Annotated in this window: 18 protein-coding genes; 14 read left to right on the top strand and 4 right to left on the bottom strand. The window is 64.3% G+C overall.

Annotated elements, in window-relative coordinates:
- Window positions 1–120: 120 nt before the first annotated feature.
- The 3 genes from ACR9ZN_RS26335 (at window position 121) to ACR9ZN_RS26325 (ending at window position 4,004) form a co-directional block, all read left to right on the top strand.
- Window positions 121–1,455, top strand: a complete 1,335-nt coding sequence (locus ACR9ZN_RS26335; protein WP_481273577.1) for an RsmB/NOP family class I SAM-dependent RNA methyltransferase — start codon at window positions 121–123, stop codon at window positions 1,453–1,455.
- A 423-nt stretch (window positions 1,456–1,878) separates the two neighbouring features.
- Window positions 1,879–3,591, top strand: coding sequence for a heparinase II/III family protein (locus ACR9ZN_RS26330; protein WP_481273576.1), 1,713 nt, complete (start codon window positions 1,879–1,881; stop codon window positions 3,589–3,591).
- A 5-nt stretch (window positions 3,592–3,596) separates the two neighbouring features.
- On the top strand, window positions 3,597–4,004 hold the full coding sequence (locus tag ACR9ZN_RS26325) for a hypothetical protein (protein WP_481273575.1): 408 nt from the start codon (window positions 3,597–3,599) through the stop codon (window positions 4,002–4,004).
- Window positions 4,005–4,538: 534 nt separating this feature from the next.
- On the opposite strand, the gene ACR9ZN_RS26320 is transcribed toward ACR9ZN_RS26325, so the two are convergent.
- Window positions 4,539–5,231 (bottom strand): DUF899 domain-containing protein, encoded by a 693-nt coding sequence (locus ACR9ZN_RS26320; RefSeq protein WP_481273574.1) that lies wholly within the window; start codon window positions 5,229–5,231, stop codon window positions 4,539–4,541.
- Window positions 5,232–5,233: 2 nt separating this feature from the next.
- A complete protein-coding gene (locus tag ACR9ZN_RS26315; RefSeq protein WP_481273573.1) occupies window positions 5,234–5,470 on the bottom strand; it encodes a hypothetical protein in 237 nt (78 codons plus the stop codon).
- Window positions 5,471–5,625: 155 nt separating this feature from the next.
- Between ACR9ZN_RS26315 and ACR9ZN_RS26310 the strand changes: the two genes are divergently transcribed.
- The 5 genes from ACR9ZN_RS26310 to ACR9ZN_RS26290 all read left to right on the top strand — a co-directional run bounded on the left by ACR9ZN_RS26310 (window position 5,626) and on the right by ACR9ZN_RS26290 (window position 10,947).
- Window positions 5,626–6,003, top strand: coding sequence for a hypothetical protein (locus ACR9ZN_RS26310; protein ID WP_481273572.1), 378 nt, complete (start codon window positions 5,626–5,628; stop codon window positions 6,001–6,003).
- A 364-nt stretch (window positions 6,004–6,367) separates the two neighbouring features.
- Entirely contained in the window at window positions 6,368–6,625 is a 258-nt protein-coding gene (locus tag ACR9ZN_RS26305) for a type II toxin-antitoxin system Phd/YefM family antitoxin (RefSeq protein ID WP_481273571.1), read from the top strand.
- Window positions 6,622–7,005 carry a type II toxin-antitoxin system VapC family toxin gene (locus tag ACR9ZN_RS26300; RefSeq protein ID WP_481273570.1) on the top strand — a complete coding sequence of 128 codons (384 nt, stop codon included), beginning with the start codon at window positions 6,622–6,624 and terminating at the stop codon, window positions 7,003–7,005. The genes ACR9ZN_RS26305 and ACR9ZN_RS26300 overlap by 4 nt, the downstream gene beginning before the upstream one ends.
- A 199-nt stretch (window positions 7,006–7,204) precedes the next feature.
- Complete coding sequence (locus ACR9ZN_RS26295; protein WP_481273569.1) at window positions 7,205–10,225, top strand: HsdM family class I SAM-dependent methyltransferase; 3,021 nt, start codon at window positions 7,205–7,207, stop codon at window positions 10,223–10,225.
- A complete protein-coding gene (locus ACR9ZN_RS26290) occupies window positions 10,222–10,947 on the top strand; it encodes a hypothetical protein (protein ID WP_481273568.1) in 726 nt (241 codons plus the stop codon). Before ACR9ZN_RS26295 ends, ACR9ZN_RS26290 begins: the two co-directional genes overlap by 4 nt.
- Window positions 10,948–11,319: 372 nt before the next feature.
- Here the strand turns inward: ACR9ZN_RS26290 and ACR9ZN_RS26285 are convergent, their stop codons facing one another.
- The gene (locus tag ACR9ZN_RS26285; RefSeq protein WP_481273567.1) at window positions 11,320–12,216 is read right to left on the bottom strand and encodes a LysR family transcriptional regulator; all 897 of its coding nucleotides are present in this window, start codon (window positions 12,214–12,216) and stop codon (window positions 11,320–11,322) included.
- Window positions 12,217–12,346: 130 nt separating this feature from the next.
- On the opposite strand from ACR9ZN_RS26285, the gene ACR9ZN_RS26280 reads away from it, so the two are divergent.
- The 5 genes from ACR9ZN_RS26280 (at window position 12,347) to ACR9ZN_RS26260 (ending at window position 16,974) form a co-directional block, all read left to right on the top strand.
- Window positions 12,347–12,826 carry a carboxymuconolactone decarboxylase family protein gene (locus ACR9ZN_RS26280; RefSeq protein WP_481273566.1) on the top strand — a complete coding sequence of 160 codons (480 nt, stop codon included), beginning with the start codon at window positions 12,347–12,349 and terminating at the stop codon, window positions 12,824–12,826.
- Between the two features lie 183 nt (window positions 12,827–13,009).
- The gene (locus tag ACR9ZN_RS26275) at window positions 13,010–13,927 is read left to right on the top strand and encodes an MBL fold metallo-hydrolase (RefSeq protein WP_481273565.1); all 918 of its coding nucleotides are present in this window, start codon (window positions 13,010–13,012) and stop codon (window positions 13,925–13,927) included.
- 226 nt (window positions 13,928–14,153) lie between these two features.
- On the top strand, window positions 14,154–14,906 hold the full coding sequence (locus ACR9ZN_RS26270; RefSeq protein WP_481273564.1) for an SDR family oxidoreductase: 753 nt from the start codon (window positions 14,154–14,156) through the stop codon (window positions 14,904–14,906).
- Between the two features lie 258 nt (window positions 14,907–15,164).
- Window positions 15,165–15,575 (top strand): cupin domain-containing protein, encoded by a 411-nt coding sequence (locus ACR9ZN_RS26265; RefSeq protein ID WP_481273563.1) that lies wholly within the window; start codon window positions 15,165–15,167, stop codon window positions 15,573–15,575.
- A 355-nt stretch (window positions 15,576–15,930) separates the two neighbouring features.
- Window positions 15,931–16,974 (top strand): mechanosensitive ion channel family protein, encoded by a 1,044-nt coding sequence (locus ACR9ZN_RS26260; protein ID WP_481273562.1) that lies wholly within the window; start codon window positions 15,931–15,933, stop codon window positions 16,972–16,974.
- Here ACR9ZN_RS26260 and ACR9ZN_RS26255 read toward each other — a convergent pair.
- The gene (locus tag ACR9ZN_RS26255) at window positions 16,880–17,368 is read right to left on the bottom strand and encodes an RrF2 family transcriptional regulator (RefSeq protein ID WP_454812126.1); all 489 of its coding nucleotides are present in this window, start codon (window positions 17,366–17,368) and stop codon (window positions 16,880–16,882) included. The two genes, ACR9ZN_RS26260 and ACR9ZN_RS26255, sit on opposite strands and share 95 nt — an antisense overlap.
- 238 nt (window positions 17,369–17,606) lie before the next feature.
- Between ACR9ZN_RS26255 and purH the strand changes: the two genes are divergently transcribed.
- Window positions 17,607–19,196 carry a bifunctional phosphoribosylaminoimidazolecarboxamide formyltransferase/IMP cyclohydrolase gene (gene purH / locus ACR9ZN_RS26250; protein WP_481273561.1) on the top strand — a complete coding sequence of 530 codons (1,590 nt, stop codon included), beginning with the start codon at window positions 17,607–17,609 and terminating at the stop codon, window positions 19,194–19,196.
- The last annotated feature ends 155 nt before the right edge of the window (window positions 19,197–19,351 follow it).

The following is a 19,351-nucleotide window of genomic DNA, read 5'->3' as shown; positions in this document are numbered from 1 at the left end:
GCTGCTTTTGATGATACGGATTGCCGGATGAGGCAAGGCGCGCGGCCGGCGATAGCCTGACAGGGGTTCCGCGTTGCGGCCAAATCCTCTATTGAGGCGGCAAATCGGATTGATAGCCCCTTGAACAAGCCCCCCTTTCCCGCCCGCCGCCCCTCCTCCGGGCCCGGCGTTCCCGGCCTTGCCGCCCGCGCCCTTGCGATGAAGGCCGTGGAAGGCGTCCTCGGCCAGGACCTTGCCCTGGAAGATGCCTTCGACGACGCCTCGCTGGACGCGCGTGATCTGGGGCTCGCCCGCATGATCGCCGGCGTCTCGATGCGGCGCTACGGCACCATCGGCACCATCCTCAGCGACCTGCTCGCCAAGGGCATGCCGCGCAAATCCGGCCCGCTGGAAGCCATCCTGATCACGGCGGCCGCCCAGATCCTCTTCCTCGACGTGCCCGACCGTGCCGCCGTGGACCTCGCCGTGCGCCTCGCCCGCGCGGACGATCGCGCCCAGGCCTTTTCCGGCCTCGCCAATGCCGTGCTGCGCAAGATCTCGGCCGGCAAGGAAGAGCTGCTCGCCGCCCTCCCGCCCGAGGCGGATACGCCCTCCTGGCTCTACAAGCGCTGGTCGGCCCAGTATGGCGAGGCGACCGCCGCGGCCATCGCGGCGGCCCAGCGCGTCGAGCCCTCGCTCGACCTCTCCGTGAAGGCGGACGCCGCCGGCTGGGCCGACAGGCTCGGTGGCCGGGTGCTGCCCACCGGCTCGGTACGCACGGCCCATAACGGCCCCGTCCGGGCACTGGAGGGCTTCGAGGCCGGGCAATGGTGGGTGCAGGATGCCGCCGCCGCCCTGCCCGCTCGCCTGCTCGGCGATGTCGCGGGGCTCCGGGTCGCCGATCTCTGCGCCGCCCCCGGCGGCAAGACCGCCCAGGTCGCCGCCGCCGGCGCCAGGGTCACCGCGGTCGACCGCTCGGCGGCGCGGCTGCAGCGCCTCACCGAAAACCTCAAGCGCCTCGATCTCAAGGCCGATGTGGTGACGGCCGACATTTTGGCTTGGAAGGCCGAGCCCTTCGACGCCGTCATCCTCGACGCCCCCTGCAGCGCCACCGGCACCATCCGCCGCCATCCCGACGTCGCCTGGAGCAAATCCGCCCGCGACATCGGCGCGGTGGCCGATCTGCAGCGCCGCATGCTCGGCCGCATGGTCGGCCTGGTGAAGCCCGGCGGGCTCCTCGTCTACTGCACCTGCTCGCTGGAGCGGGAAGAGGGCGAAGAGCAGATCGCCCGCTTCCTGGAGGGCAACCAGGATTTCACCCTGGAGCCGGTGCTATCAGACGATATCGGCGGCATCGAAGGCGCCATCACGCCTGAGGGCTTCCTGCGCACGCTGCCGAGCCTCCTGCCCGATCCCGATCCGGTGATGGCTGGCATGGATGGCTTCTTCGCCGCACGCATGCGGCGGAAGGGGTAGCGGAACGGGCACCGAATAAGGCACGAAAGCCCTCTCCACGAAGTGGGGAGGTCGCGAACACAGTTTGTGTGCGCTGGCCCGACGAAGCGAGGTCGGGTGGGGTGTGGCGAGCAATGCGCGCCCTCTCGGAAACTTGCACGACCGTCGTGCCATCCTCTCTTGCATTGCGCACTGCCCTCCACACCCCATCCGGCATTTCTTCGAAACGCCGCCTTCCCCACTTCGTGGAGAAGGCACCCGCGCCCTTCCGGGGAAGCTCCAAGATATTCCCCTCGTTTAAAACTGGGGCCATGTCGCTGAAAACACCGGCCCGAGGCTTGCGCGAAGCTCACGCAATGGCCACAAGGAGCCTATCGCCGACGTCGGCATGCCCGCTCCGGGCGCCCGTCCCTTCGTTCCCTTCTCTGGAGGTCCGCGTCAGGAATGAGCCGAGGCACTCTGGGCCCCAAGCTCCGTCTCTCCCTCACTGCTGCCGGCCAATCCGGCCGCGCCGTGCTGACGCGCCTTTACCTCCTGCCCTTCATGCGCTGGCGCTTCGGCCGCGGCGATCCCGAAAAGCTGGTGCTGGCCCCGCAGGATTTGAGGGCCGCCGACCCCACCCGCGCCGCCGAGCTGGTGGATGGCCGCTTCACCTTCGTCGCCAAGACGATCGTGCTCAACGAGGTCTCCCCCTTCGCCATCGCCCCGCCCTCGCCGGCCTGGCGCGAGACCCTGCTCGGCTTCACCTGGCTGAGGCACCTCAGGGCCGCCGACGGCAGCGCCGGCAAGCAGGTGGCGCGCCGCCTCGTCGGCGATTTCGTGCGCTCGAACCTGCGCTTCCAGCCCGAGGCGCTCGACCCGCTGCTGACCGCGCGGCGCCTGCTCGCCTGGGTCTCGATGGCGCCCATGGTGCTCGACGGCGCCGATCGCGGCTTCTACCGCGCCTTCCTGCGCTCGGTCGCCTGGCAGACCAGCTATCTCCTGCATGCCGGCCGCTCCACCACCGACGGCATGCCGCGCCTGCTCTGCGCCATCGCGGTGATGCAGGTGAGCCTCTGCCTCTCCAACAAGGCGGGCCTGCGCCGCCCCGCCCAGCGCTGGCTCACGGCTGAGCTCAACCGCCAGATCCTGGCCGACGGTATCCATGTCTCCCGCAACCCGCAGGCCAATATCGAGCTGCTGCTCGACCTCTTGCCGCTGCGCCAATCCTTCGCCGCCCGCAATGCCGTGGCCCCGCCCGAACTGATCGGCGCCATCGACCGCATGATGCCGATGCTGCGCTTCTTCCGCCATGCCGACGGCGCCTTCGCCGCCTTCAACGGCATGGGCTACACCCAGAGCCATTTGATCGCGACGCTGCTCGCCTATGACGATGCCCGCGGCAAGCCGGTGCAGAACGCGCCCCATGGCGGCTACCAGCGCCTGGAGGCCAATGGCGCCGTGCTGCTGGTCGACACCGGCAAGCCGCCACCGGTGAACGTCTCGCAGGAAGCCCATGCCGGCACGCTCGCCTTCGAGTTCTCGGCCGACAATTTCCGCATCGTGGTCAATTGCGGGGCGCCCGCGCCGGGCCGCGAGAACTGGCGGCATCTCGCCCGTTCCACCGGCGCCCATTCCACCGCCATCGTGGCCGACGCCTCCTCCAGCCATTTCGCCGGCGGGACGCGGAAGCCCGGCGCGACCGCGCCGAGCCTGGGCGGCCGGGCCATCCTCTCCGGCCCCAAGCATGTGCCGGTGCAGCGCGAGAACTCGCCGGCGGCCAGCACCATCACCGCCTCCCATGACGGCTACCGCCACGATTTCGGCCTGATCCACCAGCGCGAGCTGACGCTGAGCCAGATCACCGGGGCGCTGGAGGGCCGCGACAGCTTCCTCGACCACAAGGCCGAGCCCTGGAAGGGCAAGGAGCCGGTGCTGCTGCGCTTCCACCTCCACCCCGCCGTCGCCGCCCGGCCCGCCAATGGCGACACCCAGATCGTCATCACCCTGCCGAGCGGCAAGGAATGGCTGTTCCTGGCCGACGTGCCCTTCGCCCTGGCCGAGACCGCGCATCTCGCCAACCCCGAGGGCCCGCGCCGCAGCGTGCAGATCGTGATGACCCTGCCGGAGGGCGAGCACACCATGAGCTGGGCCTTCCTGCCGGCCGATCCGGTATGAGGGGAATGAGATCCATCCTCGCCGCAGCGTTGGCGGCCCTGACGGCCGGGTCGGCGATGGCCCAGGAGCGGCCGGATGAGTACATGACCTTCTCCTGCACCCATCTTCCGGCGATGAAGGTCACCCAGCAATTGGTGGCGCTCTATGGCGACAAGGGCGACAAGCTCGTCGTCGCCTCGGATCTCGAGACCTATCTGGCGCTCGTCTCGCTGGACAATGTCGCCAGGCTCAGGAAGGACAAGCAGGCCTACGAGAAGTTCTTTCCGGCCCAGCAGGTCGGCGGACAACACAAGGCGCCCGTCACGCTGAAATATTATCTCGGCAAGGACGAGAGAAGCGGAAAGCAGCGCCTGGAGGTCACGAACTCCGCCAATGGCACGAAGGTGATGGACTGCACGCCGGTGCAGAAATGAGCCGAGCTTCTGCGAACTTCTTCCGGCGTGATTCTCCCTGTTTGCCAATCTTCGTAAATCTTGACCGTTGCGTGTAGATGGAACGCTGTCATTCCCGGCGCCGCCAAAGGCGGCGGGAAGGGAATCGAGAGCCAAAACCTGCGCTCGCTGTTTCGACGCGTCTTTGCGATTCTTGGTGAATCCGTCGTAATTGCTCACCGGAGTGCTGTCCCTCACCGTACCTCTCCCCGTAAGAACGGGGAGAGGGGACTTCAACCGAGCACTTTTGATTGAAAGCGTCTCATCTCGCGCAGCCGTCGGGCCAGATGAGAGGTTTGAAGACAAAGCGCGACGCTTGTGCCCCCTCGCCCCGTTCTTACGGGGAGAGGTACGGTGAGGGGCTGCGCGACCTCGGTAGTAGGCGGTGAGCAATTACAATCCGTCTGAACGCACAACGCTATAGCCCCTGGATCCCTTCCCCTCGCTACCACTCACAAGCAGGGCTTGGTGAGGATACGGCCAGGGATGACAAGTCAGGCATTCTGTGGGTTGGTCTTACTCGTAGCGATCGTGGCGGCGCACCCAGTCCATTCCCTCGGCCTCGTTACGGCCTTTTGGTGCGAGATCGAGCATGGCGTAGGTGCCCATCATCACCTCGACGCCGCGCCCATAGGTGGAGTAGGTGCGGAAGACCTCGCCCGCCTCCTTCTTGTAGAAGGCGCTGACACCAGGCCATTCCTCGCCGGTTTCCCGCCATTCCCCGAAATTGTAGTCGATATGTCCGCTGGCGACCTCCTCGGGCGTGAAGCTGACGCGGAAGTCATAGTTGAAGTCGCTGCCGAAAGACGAGACCCATTTGAACAGCCAGCCCATGCGTTTGCGGTAGCGCTCGACCTCGGCGAGCGGCGCACGCGAGACGGCAATCATGGTGACGTCGTGATGCGCCAGATGCATGTTCATGCCGTCGGTGTGATCGGCCATGTAGGAACAACTCGGACAGCCTTCCTTCCATCCCGGCGCGAACATGAAATGTTGCACCAGAAGCTGCGATCGGCCGTCGAAGAGATCGGCCAGCGTGCGTGGGCCATCCGGCGTGTCGAACACATAGTCCTTGTCGATGCGCACCCATGGGAGGGCGAGCCGGTCTCTGGCGACCTTGTCGCGAAGATGGGTGAGCTCCTTTTCCGCCTTCAGGAAATTCCGGCGGGCGGTCAGCCATTCACCGTGTGAAACGACAGCGTTTTGCATTGTCAGTCTCCTTCGGTTTGGGAGGTGGGAACGTTGCGGCCCTGCAAACGGCCGGAAAGGAATTTCAGCCATGCCGAACCGTGAAAAAAGCTCATCAGCAGGTACATCAGGGCCATGTCGTTGATCGGGATGAAGGTCGAGACGGCGGAGCACATCGTCATGGCCGGCGAGTCCGCGGCAGAAATCGCGGCCATCAATGCGAAAGTCGGGGTAGCGGCAAGCCCGAGCCAGCCGGCCATGTCGGTCGTGGGCCCTCGCAACGAAGCGACTATCCCTGCTGATGCAGATATCGTCATTTCCGCTCCTCCGACATTTGCCGTTTCAGGGGTTGCGATACGAAGACGTTATCCCGGCCGGCGGGCCCTGCGAGAGTTACAAGTGTGACGGGATTTCAATGAACTCGCTTACCACTGCCACCGCACGCGCTCTCTCGGCTGAGCCCCTCGCTGCACTGAAGAGGGGCGCGTTGCACGATGCCCCTCCGGCACTGGCGTTGCGTGGCATCGCGTTGGCGCAGCGACGACCTCACCCGCGCGCGATCTCGGCCGGTCCCTGCAAACGCTCAACACAGCGCGGGCAGTATTCGAAGCTTTCGGCCCTCAACTGGCCGGATTGGGGTCAGCTTACCCTCGGCGGCGACCTGTTCTCCTGGCTGGCATTGGAATCGGTGCTGGTCAACCGCTTGATGCATGGGTCGGCTCTGCCGGAAAAGCTGCGTTCCACGCTCAGCATCCAACTCGCGCCGCCAACGATGAGCGCCCTGTCAGCTTAGGGGCCGGAAGCTGTCGGTCCGGTTCCGAAGAGCGAGGCCGACAAAGCAGACATCCACTGCGTGTTCGAAACATGAATTACCGGTTCGAATCTCCTCCGGCGGGACGTGCGGGATACCGATGGGCACGATATCTACTCTATAGCCCTCCCGATCGATGCTTAAATTAATTCCGAACACTATGAAAATGCGAGGAAGTTTCCCCTTCCATGCGGCAATAGGCGGTTTGCCGTGAAGCACATTACCGAGATCTGAATAGCCGCAGAGCCTGCGTGACGGATCATGGCGGGGCCATTGCCATGGACCATCAAATGGTCTAAACATAAGAAAAGATTGGACTGCCATATGGTCCAAATTGGAGTAAGCGATGCAAGTGTCTGTGACAGAAGCTAAGGGGCAGTTGACAGAGCTAGTTCGGCGAGCCGAGGCGGGGGATGACGTCATCTTGACACGGCACGGCCACGCTGCCGTGCGGCTGGTGCCGATCAAGGCGGCGACGGACCGAAAATCCCGTCGGGCGCTGCTTGAGGCTGTGCGGGCATCCGCCGCCGCCAAGGCGGCAGCCGGGCCAAGCGCGGCGCGCAGCCAGGATTTCCTCTATGGCGATGACGGCCTGCCCGAATGATGGCGGTCGATACGTCGGCTCTGATGGCGATCGTCCTCAATGAGCCGGGCGCGGATGCCTGCATCGCAGCACTGGAGGCCGATGGCGATCTCCTGATCTCCGCTGGCACGGTGGCGGAGGCGTTGATTGTCGCCGCTCGACGAAATGTCGGCGAGGAGATGGAGCGCCTCATCGAAGAGCTCGGCTTCGAGGTAGTCAGCGTGACGCCGGCATCGGCGCGGCGCATCGCGCATGCTTACGAAATCTGGGGCAAAGGTGTGCATCCGGCGGCGCTGAATTTCGGGGACTGCTTCGCCTATGAAGTCGCCAAGGAGCATGGGAGCCCCTTGCTCTATGTAGGTGAGGATTTCGCGCGTACCGATATCGCGGGAGTCCTTTGATGTTGTCTGGCCGTAAGCGGATTGCCGACTTTCGAGTACTTGAACACCAATCTCTGCGTTCGACCATGGGGTGGGAGTGCGCGTTATGGCTCAATGCGCGAACGTGGGTGGCGCGTAGTAATCGGCTATCAGGTCAGATTGCCGCTGGGACGAGTTGCGCAAGTAATGCCAGCATCAAAACGCGGCATTGGTGCTCCCGATGACCGGCTTTGACGACATTCTGCAACAGTATGGCGGCGATCCTGCGTCGCTGCTGAAATTCGATGTCGATGGTCCTGAACTGCTTCCCTACGCCACGCTTACCGCAGCGCGGCTATCTGGCGATGTCGATTTAGCGGCTTTGGGCGGCGTGTATGAATGGCAAGATAGGCCACTGCTATTCCTGGTCGACGGGACATTGCTTGATGACAACCCTCAACGACTAAGCCGAATCCGCCGCTTGGTGGCGATGCGCGGCGATGCTCCTTACCTCGCGGTCGTGACGCCTGGCGGCATGACGATATACCAAGTCGGTCTGGAGGGAGACGCCGCTCAAGCGCGCGTATCGATCGGCAACGCAAATGACGATCGGCGGATCGTCATTCCCCATCTCGGAAACCTCCGGCCTCAAACGCCTGCCAATCGACGTTGGATCAGCGACGTCATCCTCAGACTTCTGACCACCGCTCTCGACGAGTTGGCGCGCTTGGCGGTAGCCGATGGCGACGCCATCTCGCTCGTCGGGCGCGCTCTGTTTGTCCGTTTTCTTGCCGATCGCGACATACTGCCCGAAACCGTGTGCACCATCGCTGCCGATGGCGCCAGTGCGCTTTTTGACTCCGCGCCAACTGCGGTCGCGACCTCGGCGTGGCTTGATGAAACCTTCAACGGGGATTTTCTTCCGCTTACTGCGGCGACGATCAACTCTCTTCCTCGGCAGGCATTCGACGTTCTCGGCCACATTCTTCGGCGCGCGCCCGATGGTCAGCTTCAACTGGGCTGGCAAGAGAAATGGGACATGCTGGATTTTGCCCACATTCCCGTGGGCGTTCTCAGTCAGGCCTACGAGCGATACCTAAGCCATCACGAGCCAGAGAAGCAGCGAACGGAAGGCGGATACTACACGCCGAGACATATCGCAGACCTGATGGTCCGAGCCGCGTTTGCGGCGCTCAGTCGTGAAGGAAAAACGCATCAGGCGCGTGTTGTCGATCCGGCAGCAGGTGCCGGCGTCTTTTTGCTCACAGCTTTCCGGCAGCTTGTTGCCGAGCAGTGGCGTTACGACGGAAAGCGTCCGGACACTGAGACTCTGCGGCAAATTCTGTACGGCCAGATCACCGGATTCGACATCAACGAATCAGCCCTGCGCTTTGCGGCTCTTGGCCTCTACTTGATGTCGATCGAGTTGGACCCCAATCCCGAGCCTCTCCAAAAACTGCGTTTCAAAAATCTCCGCCCAGATGTGCTTCGCAAGTTCGGCGACAGCTCCGACGGGGCACAATCAAAGGCTCTTGGCAGCCTCGGCGATGAAGTCGGGATCGAGCATCACGCCGCCTATGACCTCGTCATCGGGAATCCCCCTTGGGCGACTGCAACGAAGCTTTCGAATTGGCAATCGCTGGAAGAGCGGATTTTGCGTCTCGCTCGCGAGAGGATTGGCGACGCTAAGGTTCGCGCGCCCATTCCTAACGAAGTCTTGGACCTGCCATTCGTCTGGCGTGCCATGGAATGGGCTCGCCCGGGTGGCCAGATCGCCTTTGCCTTGCATGCCCGCCTTCTGTTTCAGCGCGGCGAAACCATGCCGGAAGCGCGCAATGCGTTGTTCGGCGCTCTCGATGTGACAGGAATCGTGAATGGAACAGAGTTGCGCCGCACGAGGGTTTGGCCGGAGATCACCGCTCCTTTTTGCCTCCTCTTCGCACGCAACGCCGTACCATCGGTCGGTGCCGGGTTCCGCTTCACAAGCCCTCATCTTGAAGGCCCGTTGAACCAAAGCGGCGCTTGGCGAATTGACGCTGCAAATGCTGAAATCGTGACAAGCCAAGATGTACGCCAACGCCCCGAATTGCTGAAAATCCTATTCCGGGGGACGCGGCTTGATCTGGAACTCTATGACAGGATTTCTGCTAAGGCGTTTCCCACCCTTGATGAGTATTGGCGTTCCACGTTCGGCGTCTATCATGGGCGAGCTCAATACACCGGCAATGGCTATCAACGGCTGAGGAAGAGTAGCCGGACCCGAAAAGGCGCCAAACTTCCGGGTGCAACCGCTGATTATCTTCACCACCTTCCAGAACTCCCCAGCAAGCTCGAAACCAGCCTGCTTGTCGATGTAACGAGCCTCGGCCGCTTCGAGGCAGACCGCATCCATGACCCACGCCCCGTGTGGTTGTTCAACGGCCCGCTACTGCTAGTTCGGGAGTCTCCCCCCGTGCATCACGCGCGGATCAGAACGTCTGTTGCGCCTGACAGCGTCGTGTTCAACCAAAGCTTCCACGGTTACAGCACTCATACGCATGAGCATGGCGGTGAGTTAGCCCGCTATTTGGCTTTGGTTGTCGGCAGTAAAATCGCACTTTGGCACGCACTTATAACTAGCGGCCGGTTCGGCTTTGAACGTGAAGTCGTTGAAAAGTTTATCATCGACGAGATTCCTGTCCCCGTGTTCGACACGCTATCGGATGCTGACCGTAAAACCTCCGCCAGCCTGTTCGAGGCCTTGGTCCAAGAAGATAGCGAGGGAGGATGGGAGAAAGTCGATCGCTGGGTTGGCGCTCTCTTTGGCCTCACCTCGGAAGACGTGGAAACCATCGCCGATACCCTCCGATATCGGCTCCCATTTTCTGCGAACCTAAAAACGAGCCAAACGCCTGTCACGAATGCGCAGCACATAGCATTCAATAAGCGGCTTCATGCCGAGCTTCGGCCTTGGGGAGAGCGCTTCGGTCGCCCTATAGCGATCCATCGCGTTCCCATGCCTGCTTTGTCGCCGTGGCAATTCGTTTTGATCAGTGGGGAAGTCGGAGTTTCGACCGCGATTGAAGTGGATTGGATGCGGGCTATCGAACTCGCTGACAAGCTTTCTGCAACTGAGGTTATCTATGTCGACGAGCAAGCCAATCGTCTCGTTCTAGGGCGCCTCAATCAGGCCCGGTACTGGACCCCAAGCCAGGCGCGTCTCGCCGCGAGGCGCATCGTGTGGGAACACGTCGATTTTCTCGCCGGCAGAATCGCCAAATGAAGAGCCAGGCCCTTCGCCCACGCGACGATCAGATTGCAGAATTGACCCGTGGCCAGCGACTGCCGCTCGATCCTATCGCTGAACCCCATCTCGATGTGATATTCGAGACGGTGGCACGGGTTTGGCAGGAGTTGAAAAGCGAACGAAGCCAAGCTTTGATGTGCGGTAGCGAAGCTGAAATCAACGCCCTCTTGGAATCTCGCCTCAACAGCCTCTGGAGAACCGACCCCCTCTGGTCCCAATTGGTTTCGTCGGTTGCGCGAGGCAAAGAATCGCTCAGCTTCGACGGAACGCATCTGGAGAAACGGCCCGATCTTTCGATCTACCTGACGGGCAAACACCCCTCGTTTCCCGTGGTTGTTGAATGCAAACTCATCGACCGTGGATCTGGAAAGGGTGTAGATCTCTATTGCAGCAATGGTGTCGCCCGTTTCGTCATGGGGCAATATGCGTGGGCGAACAGCGATGCGATCATGATTGCCTATATTCGAGATGACTCTTCAGTGGAGGAGCATCTTTCGTCGTTCCTAGCTGCGGGCGTTCAGAGCCGACCCGATCCTTGGCAAACCCACCGTCTACCCATGGCAGCCACAGGACTTCGATCGACGATCTCATCATCCCACCACCTCCGCAGATTTAGCTATCCAGCGGGAGTTGGTTCAGGCGCACCAGGTAACATCGCTATTTGGCATGTGTGGTTAGATAACCGTAATAGCGTATGATCGGCGGTTGTAGCGAAGGGCTGTGCTGACTGGTAGAGCGTGCGAGAACCCCTGCCGGTAGGTAATCGGCCGCAAGGCGCTATCTGTTTGATAATTCAAGAAATGGCCGGCCAATTTGTGCGGTAATCGGCGGTGTTTGGCGGACCGCGTGGGATTCGAACATATACGGCGAAGTAATCGGCTGGCGATCGGTTATTCCATAAGCAATGTCGGCTTTCGGGAAGTCTCAAGTGTCAGTCGAGCGACTGAAATGGGACGCTGAGCGGTCATTCCTGCGAAGCTCCTATAGGATTGTGAAGGGTCCAACCGAGACTTCCCCGTGAAATCTTTTTTCAGCCCTTTTCTCCTTCTCAATCGTCACAGCGAGCCCCCTCACCCCATCATCGCATCCCCCCTCACCGCCTCCACCACGAACTCCATCACCGCCTTCACCCGTTGCGGCAGGTTCCGCCGTGAGGGGTAGACCAGCGTGATCGGCAGCCTGGCCGGCGGGAAGTCCGGCATCAGGCTGATGAGGCGGCCGGCCGCGATGTCGGGGCCGGCGAGGATGTGGGAGAGGATGGCGAGTCCCCCGCCGGCCAGGGTGGCGCGATGGATGGCGACGGCGCTGTCGGCCGTCAGCCGCGGGGCGATGCGAAGGCGCGTCTCGTCGGCGCCGTCGGAGAAGGACCATTGGCGCCCGTCGCCGGCGCGGGCGTAGCAGATGCAGTCATGGCGAGGCACCTCCTCCGGCCGCGCCGGGGCGGGGCGCCGCTCGAGATAGCAGGGCGCGGCCACCAGGAAGGCCGTGGTCCAGCCGATGCGCCGGCCCGTCAGGCTGGAATCCTCGACGGCGCCGAGCCGCACTTCGAGATCGATGCCCTCGCCGACGAGATCGGAGGGCGCCTCGCGCAGCAGGAGATCGACGCTGAGGCCGGGATGGCGGGCAAGCAGCTCCGGCAGGCGCTCGGCGAGGGCAAGGCCGAGCGGGGCAGGCAGGGAGAGCCGCACCTTGCCGGCGACGACAGCCTCGCCGGTGCCCGCGCTCTCGCCCAGCGCCTCCACCGCCTCGATCACGCGCAGGGCCATCGGGATCAGCCGCTCGCCCTCCGCCGTCAGCGCCAAGGCCACGGTGGTGCGGTGAAGCAGGCGCAGGCCGAGCCGCGCCTCCAGCGCCGAGACCTGGCGCGACACCGCCGGCTGGGTGAGATCGAGATCGGCCGCCGCCGCGGTGAAGGAGCCCGTCTGCGCCACGCGCAGGAAGGTCCGCAAGGCGCCAACGATGTCCATTCCCCACCCCCCATACTTTTGCGCATAGGCCTTATGCCCGGAGTTTAGGCAGGTAAGGCTTTACTGTCCAGCTATTACGGATATTTTATATCCATAAGGATATTAGATATCCTTAATAAGGGAAACGGACATGAGCCAGCGCCTGAATTACGCCCAGCAATCCCCGGAACTCTTCAAGAAGCTCTCGGATCTCAGCATGGTCCTGAAGGGCAGCGTGATCGAGGAGAAGATCCGCGATCTCGTCAACATCCGCGCCTCCCAGCTCAATGGCTGCGCCTTCTGCCTCGACATGCATGTGAAGGAGGCCAAGATCCACGGCGAGAGCGAGCTGAAGCTCTACCACGTCGCGATCTGGCGCGAATCCAACCTGTTCGTGCCGCGCGAGCGCGCGGCCCTCGCCTGGACCGAGGCGGTGACGAAGCTGCCGGAAGGCGGCATTCCCGACGAGCTCTATGAGCGTGTGCGCGGCCAGCTTTCGGAGAAGGAGGTTTCCGACCTCACCTTCGCGATCGCCATCATCAACACCTGGAACCGCGCCTCCATCGCCTTCAAGGCGGTGCCGGGCTCGGCCGACAAGCTCTACGGGCTGGATAAGGCCGGGCTGAGCTGAGGACGGAGCGCGGAGTCTCCTGGGATCGCAGGCGTCCTCGTCTGCATCTTCCTTCCTGAAAGCGCAGCGCTTCCAAGAGCAGGCGAGGACGCCTGCGATCCCAGGGAAGAAAACCTCATCCCCGATCATCACCAGCGGCACGCGCCTCACCGGCGCCATGGCCGCGCACAACAGGAGGCCAGCATGAGCCTGAACGACACCTTGACGCCCGCCAGGGCCAAACCCGACGAGCTCGTACCCTCGCGCTATGCGGTGCAGATCGGCGAGATCGACGTGCTGATCGTCAGCGACGGCGTGCTGCCGCTGCCGACCCAGATGCTGGGCCACAATGCCGACCCGGCCCAGCGCGCGGCCTGGCTCGACGACATGTTCCTGCCGCAGGACGCCTTCGACTGGGCGCTGAACGTGGTGGTGGTGCGCAGCGGCGCGCAGACCATCCTCATCGATGCCGGGCTGGGGCTCGACCCCGACCTCAACCTGCCGCGGGCCGGCCAGCTGATCAAGCGCCTGGAGGCGGCCGGCATCGATCTCGGCGCCGTGACCGACGTGGTGCTCACCCATATGCATATGGACCATGTCGGCGGCCTGCTGGTCGATGGCGTGAAGGAGCGGCTGCGGCCGGACCTCAAGATCCATGTGGCTGAAGCCGAGGCCAAGTTCTGGGAAGCACCTGATTTCTCCCATGTCGCCATGCCGGAGGGCTTCCCGGACGCACTGCGGGCGACCGCCACGCGCTTCGCCAAGGAATATGCCAGCCAGCTGCGGCTGTTCGAGGAGGAGCACGAGGTGGCGCCCGGCGTGGTCGTCTCCCGCACCGGCGGCCACACGCCGGGGCACAGCGTGGTTCGCCTCGCCTCCGGCGGCGACAAGCTGATGTTCGCCGGCGACGCCATGTTCGCGGTCGGTTTCGAGCATCCCGACTGGTTCAACGGCTTCGAGCACGACCCCGAGGAAGCGGCCCGCGTGCGCGTCCGGCTGCTGCGGGAGCTGGCGGGGAGCAACGAACTGCTGGTCGCCACCCACTTGCCCTTCCCCTCGGTCGGCCGCGTGGCCGTCGACGGCGAGGCCTTCCGCTGGGTGCCGGTGTTCTGGGATTACTGAGCGCTTTGCCCCGGTAGCGCAGCTCCTCCGAGTGCGGACACCCCATCATACGCGCCAAGATGCGGTGAAAGGTGCAACGCCAGCCACTCCTTCGCCCCGTTCTTACGAGGCGAGGGGGCACACACATCGAGCCCTGTCGGTATCCGGTCATCTCGCCCGCCCCTTCGTCTCGCGTGCGTATAGGCGAGACGTCCGCGCTCCCGGAACCATCACAAAGGAGATTCCCATGAAAATCGTCATCATCGGCGGCACCGGCCTGATCGGCTCCAAGACCGTCGCCCGCCTCGTCGCCAAGGGCCATGAGGTGATCGCCGCCTCGCCCAATACCGGCGTCAACACCATCACCGGCGAGGGCCTCGCCGAGGCGCTCGAAGGCGCGCAAGTGGTGATCGACCTCGCCAATTCGCCCTCCTTCGAGGACAAGGCCGTGCTGGCGTTCTTCGAGACCTCCGGCCGCAACCTGATCGCGGCGGAGAAGGCGGCCGGCGTCGGGCATCACATCGCCCTCTCGGTCGTCGGCACCGAGCGCCTGCAGGACAGCGGCTATTTCCGTGCCAAGCTCGCCCAGGAGAAGCTGATCAAGGCCGCCGGCATCCCCTTCACCATCGTGCACTCCACCCAGTTCATGGAGTTCCTCGGCAGTATCGCCCAGTCGGGCGCGGTGGATGGCAGCGTGCATCTGTCGCCCGCCTTCGTGCAGCCGATCGCCTCCGACGACGTCGCCGACGCCATGGCCGAGGTGGCGCTGGCCGCACCGGTGAACGGCACGGTGGAGATCGCCGGCCCGGAGCGCTCGCGCCTCAGCGATCTCGTCGCCCGCTATCTCAAGGCCAGCGGCGATCCCCGCACGGTGGTTGCCGACCGCGAGGCCCGCTATTTCGGCGCCCGCCTCGAGGACGGCTCGCTGGTCAGCGACGACAATCCCCGCCTCGGCCGCATCGGCTTCGAGGAGTGGTTCGCCAAGAATCCGAGGAAGTGAGCAGCGGCACCTCGCCGCGAAGAACGCAGGTAGCCTTCTCCACGCAGTGGGGAAGGTGTCGGTGCGAAGCACTGACGGATGGGGTGTGGCGGGCAACACGCAGCGCTTGACCAGATGGCGCGACGGTTGCGCGAGCTTCCGAGAAGACATCGCACTGCTCGCCACACCCCATCCGACCCGACTTCGTCGGGCCACCTTCCCCACTACGTGGAGAAGGCTTCCCGCGCCAGATCATCCCCCCAACCAGGAACCCCAGCCATGATCCGCCCGCTTCTCGCCGCTTTCGCGATCTCCGCCTTGCTCACCGCCCCGGCTGCCGCCGACGGCAAGGCCGCCAAGGTCTCGCTCGTCTATGAGCATGAGCTACCCAACGTGCCGGGCAAGAGCCTGAAGGGCGTGCTGGTCGAATACGGCCCCGGCGGCTTTTCCGAGGGCCACACCCATCCCACCTCGGCCTTCATCTACGCCACCGTGCTGGAAGGGGCGATCAAGAGCCAGGTCAATGACGGGCCGGTGAAGGTCTACCGCGCCGGCCAGAACTTCTCCGAAATGCCGGGCGACCGCCACGGCGTCAGCGCCAATGCCAGCAAGACCCGGCCCGCCAAGCTGCTGGCAGTGTTCGTGGTCGACACCGCCCAGAAGGAACTGACCTTCCCGCTGCAGAAATAAGGCGTTGCGGCTGGGCTTGGCGCAGCACGAAAAGCCCTCTCCACGCAGTGGCCGATGCACACATCTCCGCATTGCCGATCCATGGCGGCGGAAATCCTTCCCCGACTTCGGGGAAGGTGTCATTTCGCAGAAATGACGGAAGGGGGAGAGTGGCACCAATAGGCCGGAAAATGGTGAGAACGCGCCACTCTTCCCCACCCGAGCCGGCTTTACCGGCCCGGCGCGCACAAACTGTGCGCGCGACCTCCCCGAAACCGGGGAGGGATCCCCGCGCTTTACCTGTCCTGGTCGAGGGCTTTTCGAGCCGTTCTCGACATGGCCGAGATACCCGCATTTCCCCCACCGAGTCCCAGCCATGGTCGATGATCCCGCTTTCCTGCCCCTCGTGCTGATCGACCTGCTCGGGCTAGCCGGCATCATCGTCTGGCATCTCCAGGGGCGCCGGCGCCCGCGGGCGCGCCTGATCGTGCAGATCCTGTTCTTCGCGGCGATGACGGCCCTCGTCGCGTTCAACGGCATCTGGCCGCATCAGCTCGGCGCCAACGAGACCACCGGCCTTGCCGCCTTCGTCGCGAAATCGGCGCGGGTGCTGTGGTGGACGCATCTGGCCTGGGCCGTCATCGGCGTGATGCACATCTATATCGCCATCGATCGCCGGCCCCGCGAGGCCCATCTCCTGCAGGATCTGTTCGTGGCCCTCGCCTATCTCGGCGTCGCCCTCTCGATCCTGGGCTTCGTGTTCGGCGCGCCGGTCGGCACGCTGGTGGCGACCTCCGGCGTGGTCGCCGTCATTCTCGGCCTCGCTTTGCAGAACACGCTCGGCGACGTCTTCTCCGGCATCGCGCTGACCTTGGGGCGCTCCTATGCCATCGGCGACTGGATCGTGCTGAGCGACGGCACCGAGGGGCGCGTGGTCGAGACCAATTGGCGCGCCACCAACCTGGTCACCGGCGCCCATAACCTCGTGGTGCTGCCCAACAGCCTGCTGGCCAAGCTCAGCCTGACCAATCTCAGCCGCCCCGACGAGACCCACTGGATCAGCCAGAGCGTACGGATCGCGGCCAGCCACAACCCGCACGACAGCATCGAGACGCTCAGGGCCGTGCTGCGGGCCTGCGACGAGATCCTCACGGATCCCGCGCCGATCGTGGCGCTCAAGACGATCGATGCGCTGGCGATCGAGGCCGAGCTGCAGTTCTGCGTGGCCAGTCCGGCGCGCCGCACCCCGGCGCGAAACGAAGTGCTCGACGGGCTCTACCGGACCTATGGCGCGGATGGCCTCGCCTTCGCGCCGGCGGTGGGCCTCATCCAGCCCGCGACAGCACCCAATCGAAGCTATCCTTCCACAGCTGCTCGGGAATCTCCTGCGACAGGATGCCGACCAGATCGGACAGCCTGACGTTGCGCAGCTTCTCGCGCCAGGCCTCGTCCGCCTCCCACATGATGCGCGCCACGGCGCAGGGCCCGCTCTCGCAATAACCCTTGGGGCGACAGGGATTGTTGGCGCGGATATTGCTGCACACGAAGGTGCGCGCCGGCCCTTCAACCGCCTCGACGATCTCGAGGAAGGTCAGCTCGGCCGGGGGCCGCGCCAGCCGGTAGCCGCCGGAGGGACCGAGCGTGGTATCGACCAGCCCGGCCTGCGACAAATGCTGCAGGGCCTTGGAGAGATATTCCTTCGGCACGCCGTGGAACTCGGCCAGCGCCTTGGTCGAGAGGTAGCGCCCCGCCGGCAGGCCGGCGAGGATCGCACAGCAATGCAGCGCCCATTCGACTTGGCTTTTCAGGATCATGCGTTCATTCCGCAGCGGCAGTACGCGCCGATAATTACGGATATACGATATCCCTATTGGTGCAGCGTGTAAATGCGGGGTGTCCCGGGTGCGCGGACGTCTCGTCCGCTCTTCCTTTCTTCCTTCCTGCCTGCACAGCGTTTCCAAGAGCGGACTGGAAGTCCGCGCTCCAAAAATCTCCCCCTTCCCCTCATCTTGCGCTATCAAGCGGCCAAACCCTGCCTCGGAGATTTCAACCTTGACCGCTGCCGCCCCCATCGCCCGCGCTTTGCTGTCCGTTTCGGACAAATCAGGCCTGATCGACTTCGCCAAAGGCCTCGCCGCCCATGGCGTCGAGCTGGTCTCGACCGGGGGCACGCGCAAGGCGCTGGAGGAGGCCGGCCTCGCCGTCAAGGACGTCTCCGACCTCACCGGCTTTCCCGAGATGATGGACGGCCGCGTCAAGACGCTGCATCCCAAGGTGCATGGCGGCCTGCTCGCCATCCGCGGCAACCAGGAGCACCGCGCCGCCATGGCCGCGCACGGCATCGGCCCGATCGACCTCCTCGTCGTCAATCTCTACCCTTTCGAGGCGACGCTGGCCCGCGGCGGCAGCTTCGAGGACCTGATCGAGAACATCGACATCGGCGGTCCCGCCATGATCCGCGCCGCCGCCAAGAACCATGACGACGTCACCGTCATCGTCGACGTCGCCGACTACGACGACGTGCTGGCCGAGCTTGCCGAGAACGAAGGGGTGACCAGCCTCGCCTTCCGCCGCCGCATGGCCGCCAAGGCCTATGCCCGCACCGGCGCCTATGACGCCGCCATCTCCAACTGGTTTGCCGCCACGCTGGAGGAGGATACCCCCACCTTCCGCGCCTTCGGCGGCACGCTGGCCGAGGCGTTGCGCTATGGCGAGAACCCGCATCAGAGCGCGGCCTTCTACCTCACCCCCGAAAAGCGCCCGGGCGTTGCGACCGCCCGCCAGCTCCAGGGCAAGGCGTTGTCCTACAACAACCTCAACGACACCGACGCCGCCTTCGAATGCGTGGCCGAGTTCGACCCGGCCAAATCGGCGGCGGTGGTGATCGTCAAGCACGCCAATCCCTGCGGTGTCGCCGAGGCGCCGACGCTGCTCGAAGCCTATGAGAAGGCCTTTGCCTGCGACCCCGTCTCGGCCTTCGGCGGCATCATCGCGGTGAACCGCACGCTCGATGCCGATACGGCCCGCAAGATCGTCGAGATCTTCACCGAGGTGATCGTGGCCCCCGGCGCCAGCGCGGAGGCCATCGCCATCATCTCGGCCAAGCGGAACCTGCGCCTGCTCGTCACCGGTGCCCTGCCCGATCCGCGCGCGGAGGGCCTTACCGCCAAGACGCTGGCGGGCGGCCTGCTCGTGCAGTCGCGCGACAATGCCGTGGTCGACGACATGACGCTGAAGGTGGTGACCAAGCGCGCACCCACGCCCGAGGAAATGGCCGACCTTACCTTCGCCTTCCGCATCGCCAAGCATGTGAAGTCCAACGCCATCGTCTATGTGAAGGACGGCGCCAGCGTCGGCATCGGCGCCGGCCAGATGAGCCGCGTCGATTCGGCCCGCATCGCCGCCGCCAAGGCAGTCGACGCCGCCAAGCTGGCCGGCCTGCCGGAAACCCTGACCAAGGGCTCGGTGGTGGCGTCGGACGCCTTCTTCCCCTTCGCGGACGGCCTGGAGGCCGCGGTGGCGGCCGGTGCCACGGCCGTGATCCAGCCGGGTGGCTCGCAGCGCGACGCCGAGGTGATCGCCGCCGCCGACGCGGCCGGCCTTGCCATGGTGTTCACCGGCACGCGCCACTTCCGGCATTGAGCGCCTGCCGAACGGGGCGCAAACGGCCTTTTCCGCGCGGCGGGAAGGCTGTTTGCTCTTTATGCGTGGTGGCAATAGGCAAAGCGGCGGCTGACCAGCTCGCGCCGGCGAGGTCTCCTGCCTGTTCCCGCAGGTATAGCTGCCCGTCCTCGCAA

The organism is Labrys sp. HAY1-8F, assembly GCF_056754975.1.
The sequence above is the reverse complement of the archived record's forward strand: the minus strand, read 5'-3'. Positions and strand labels throughout refer to the sequence as shown.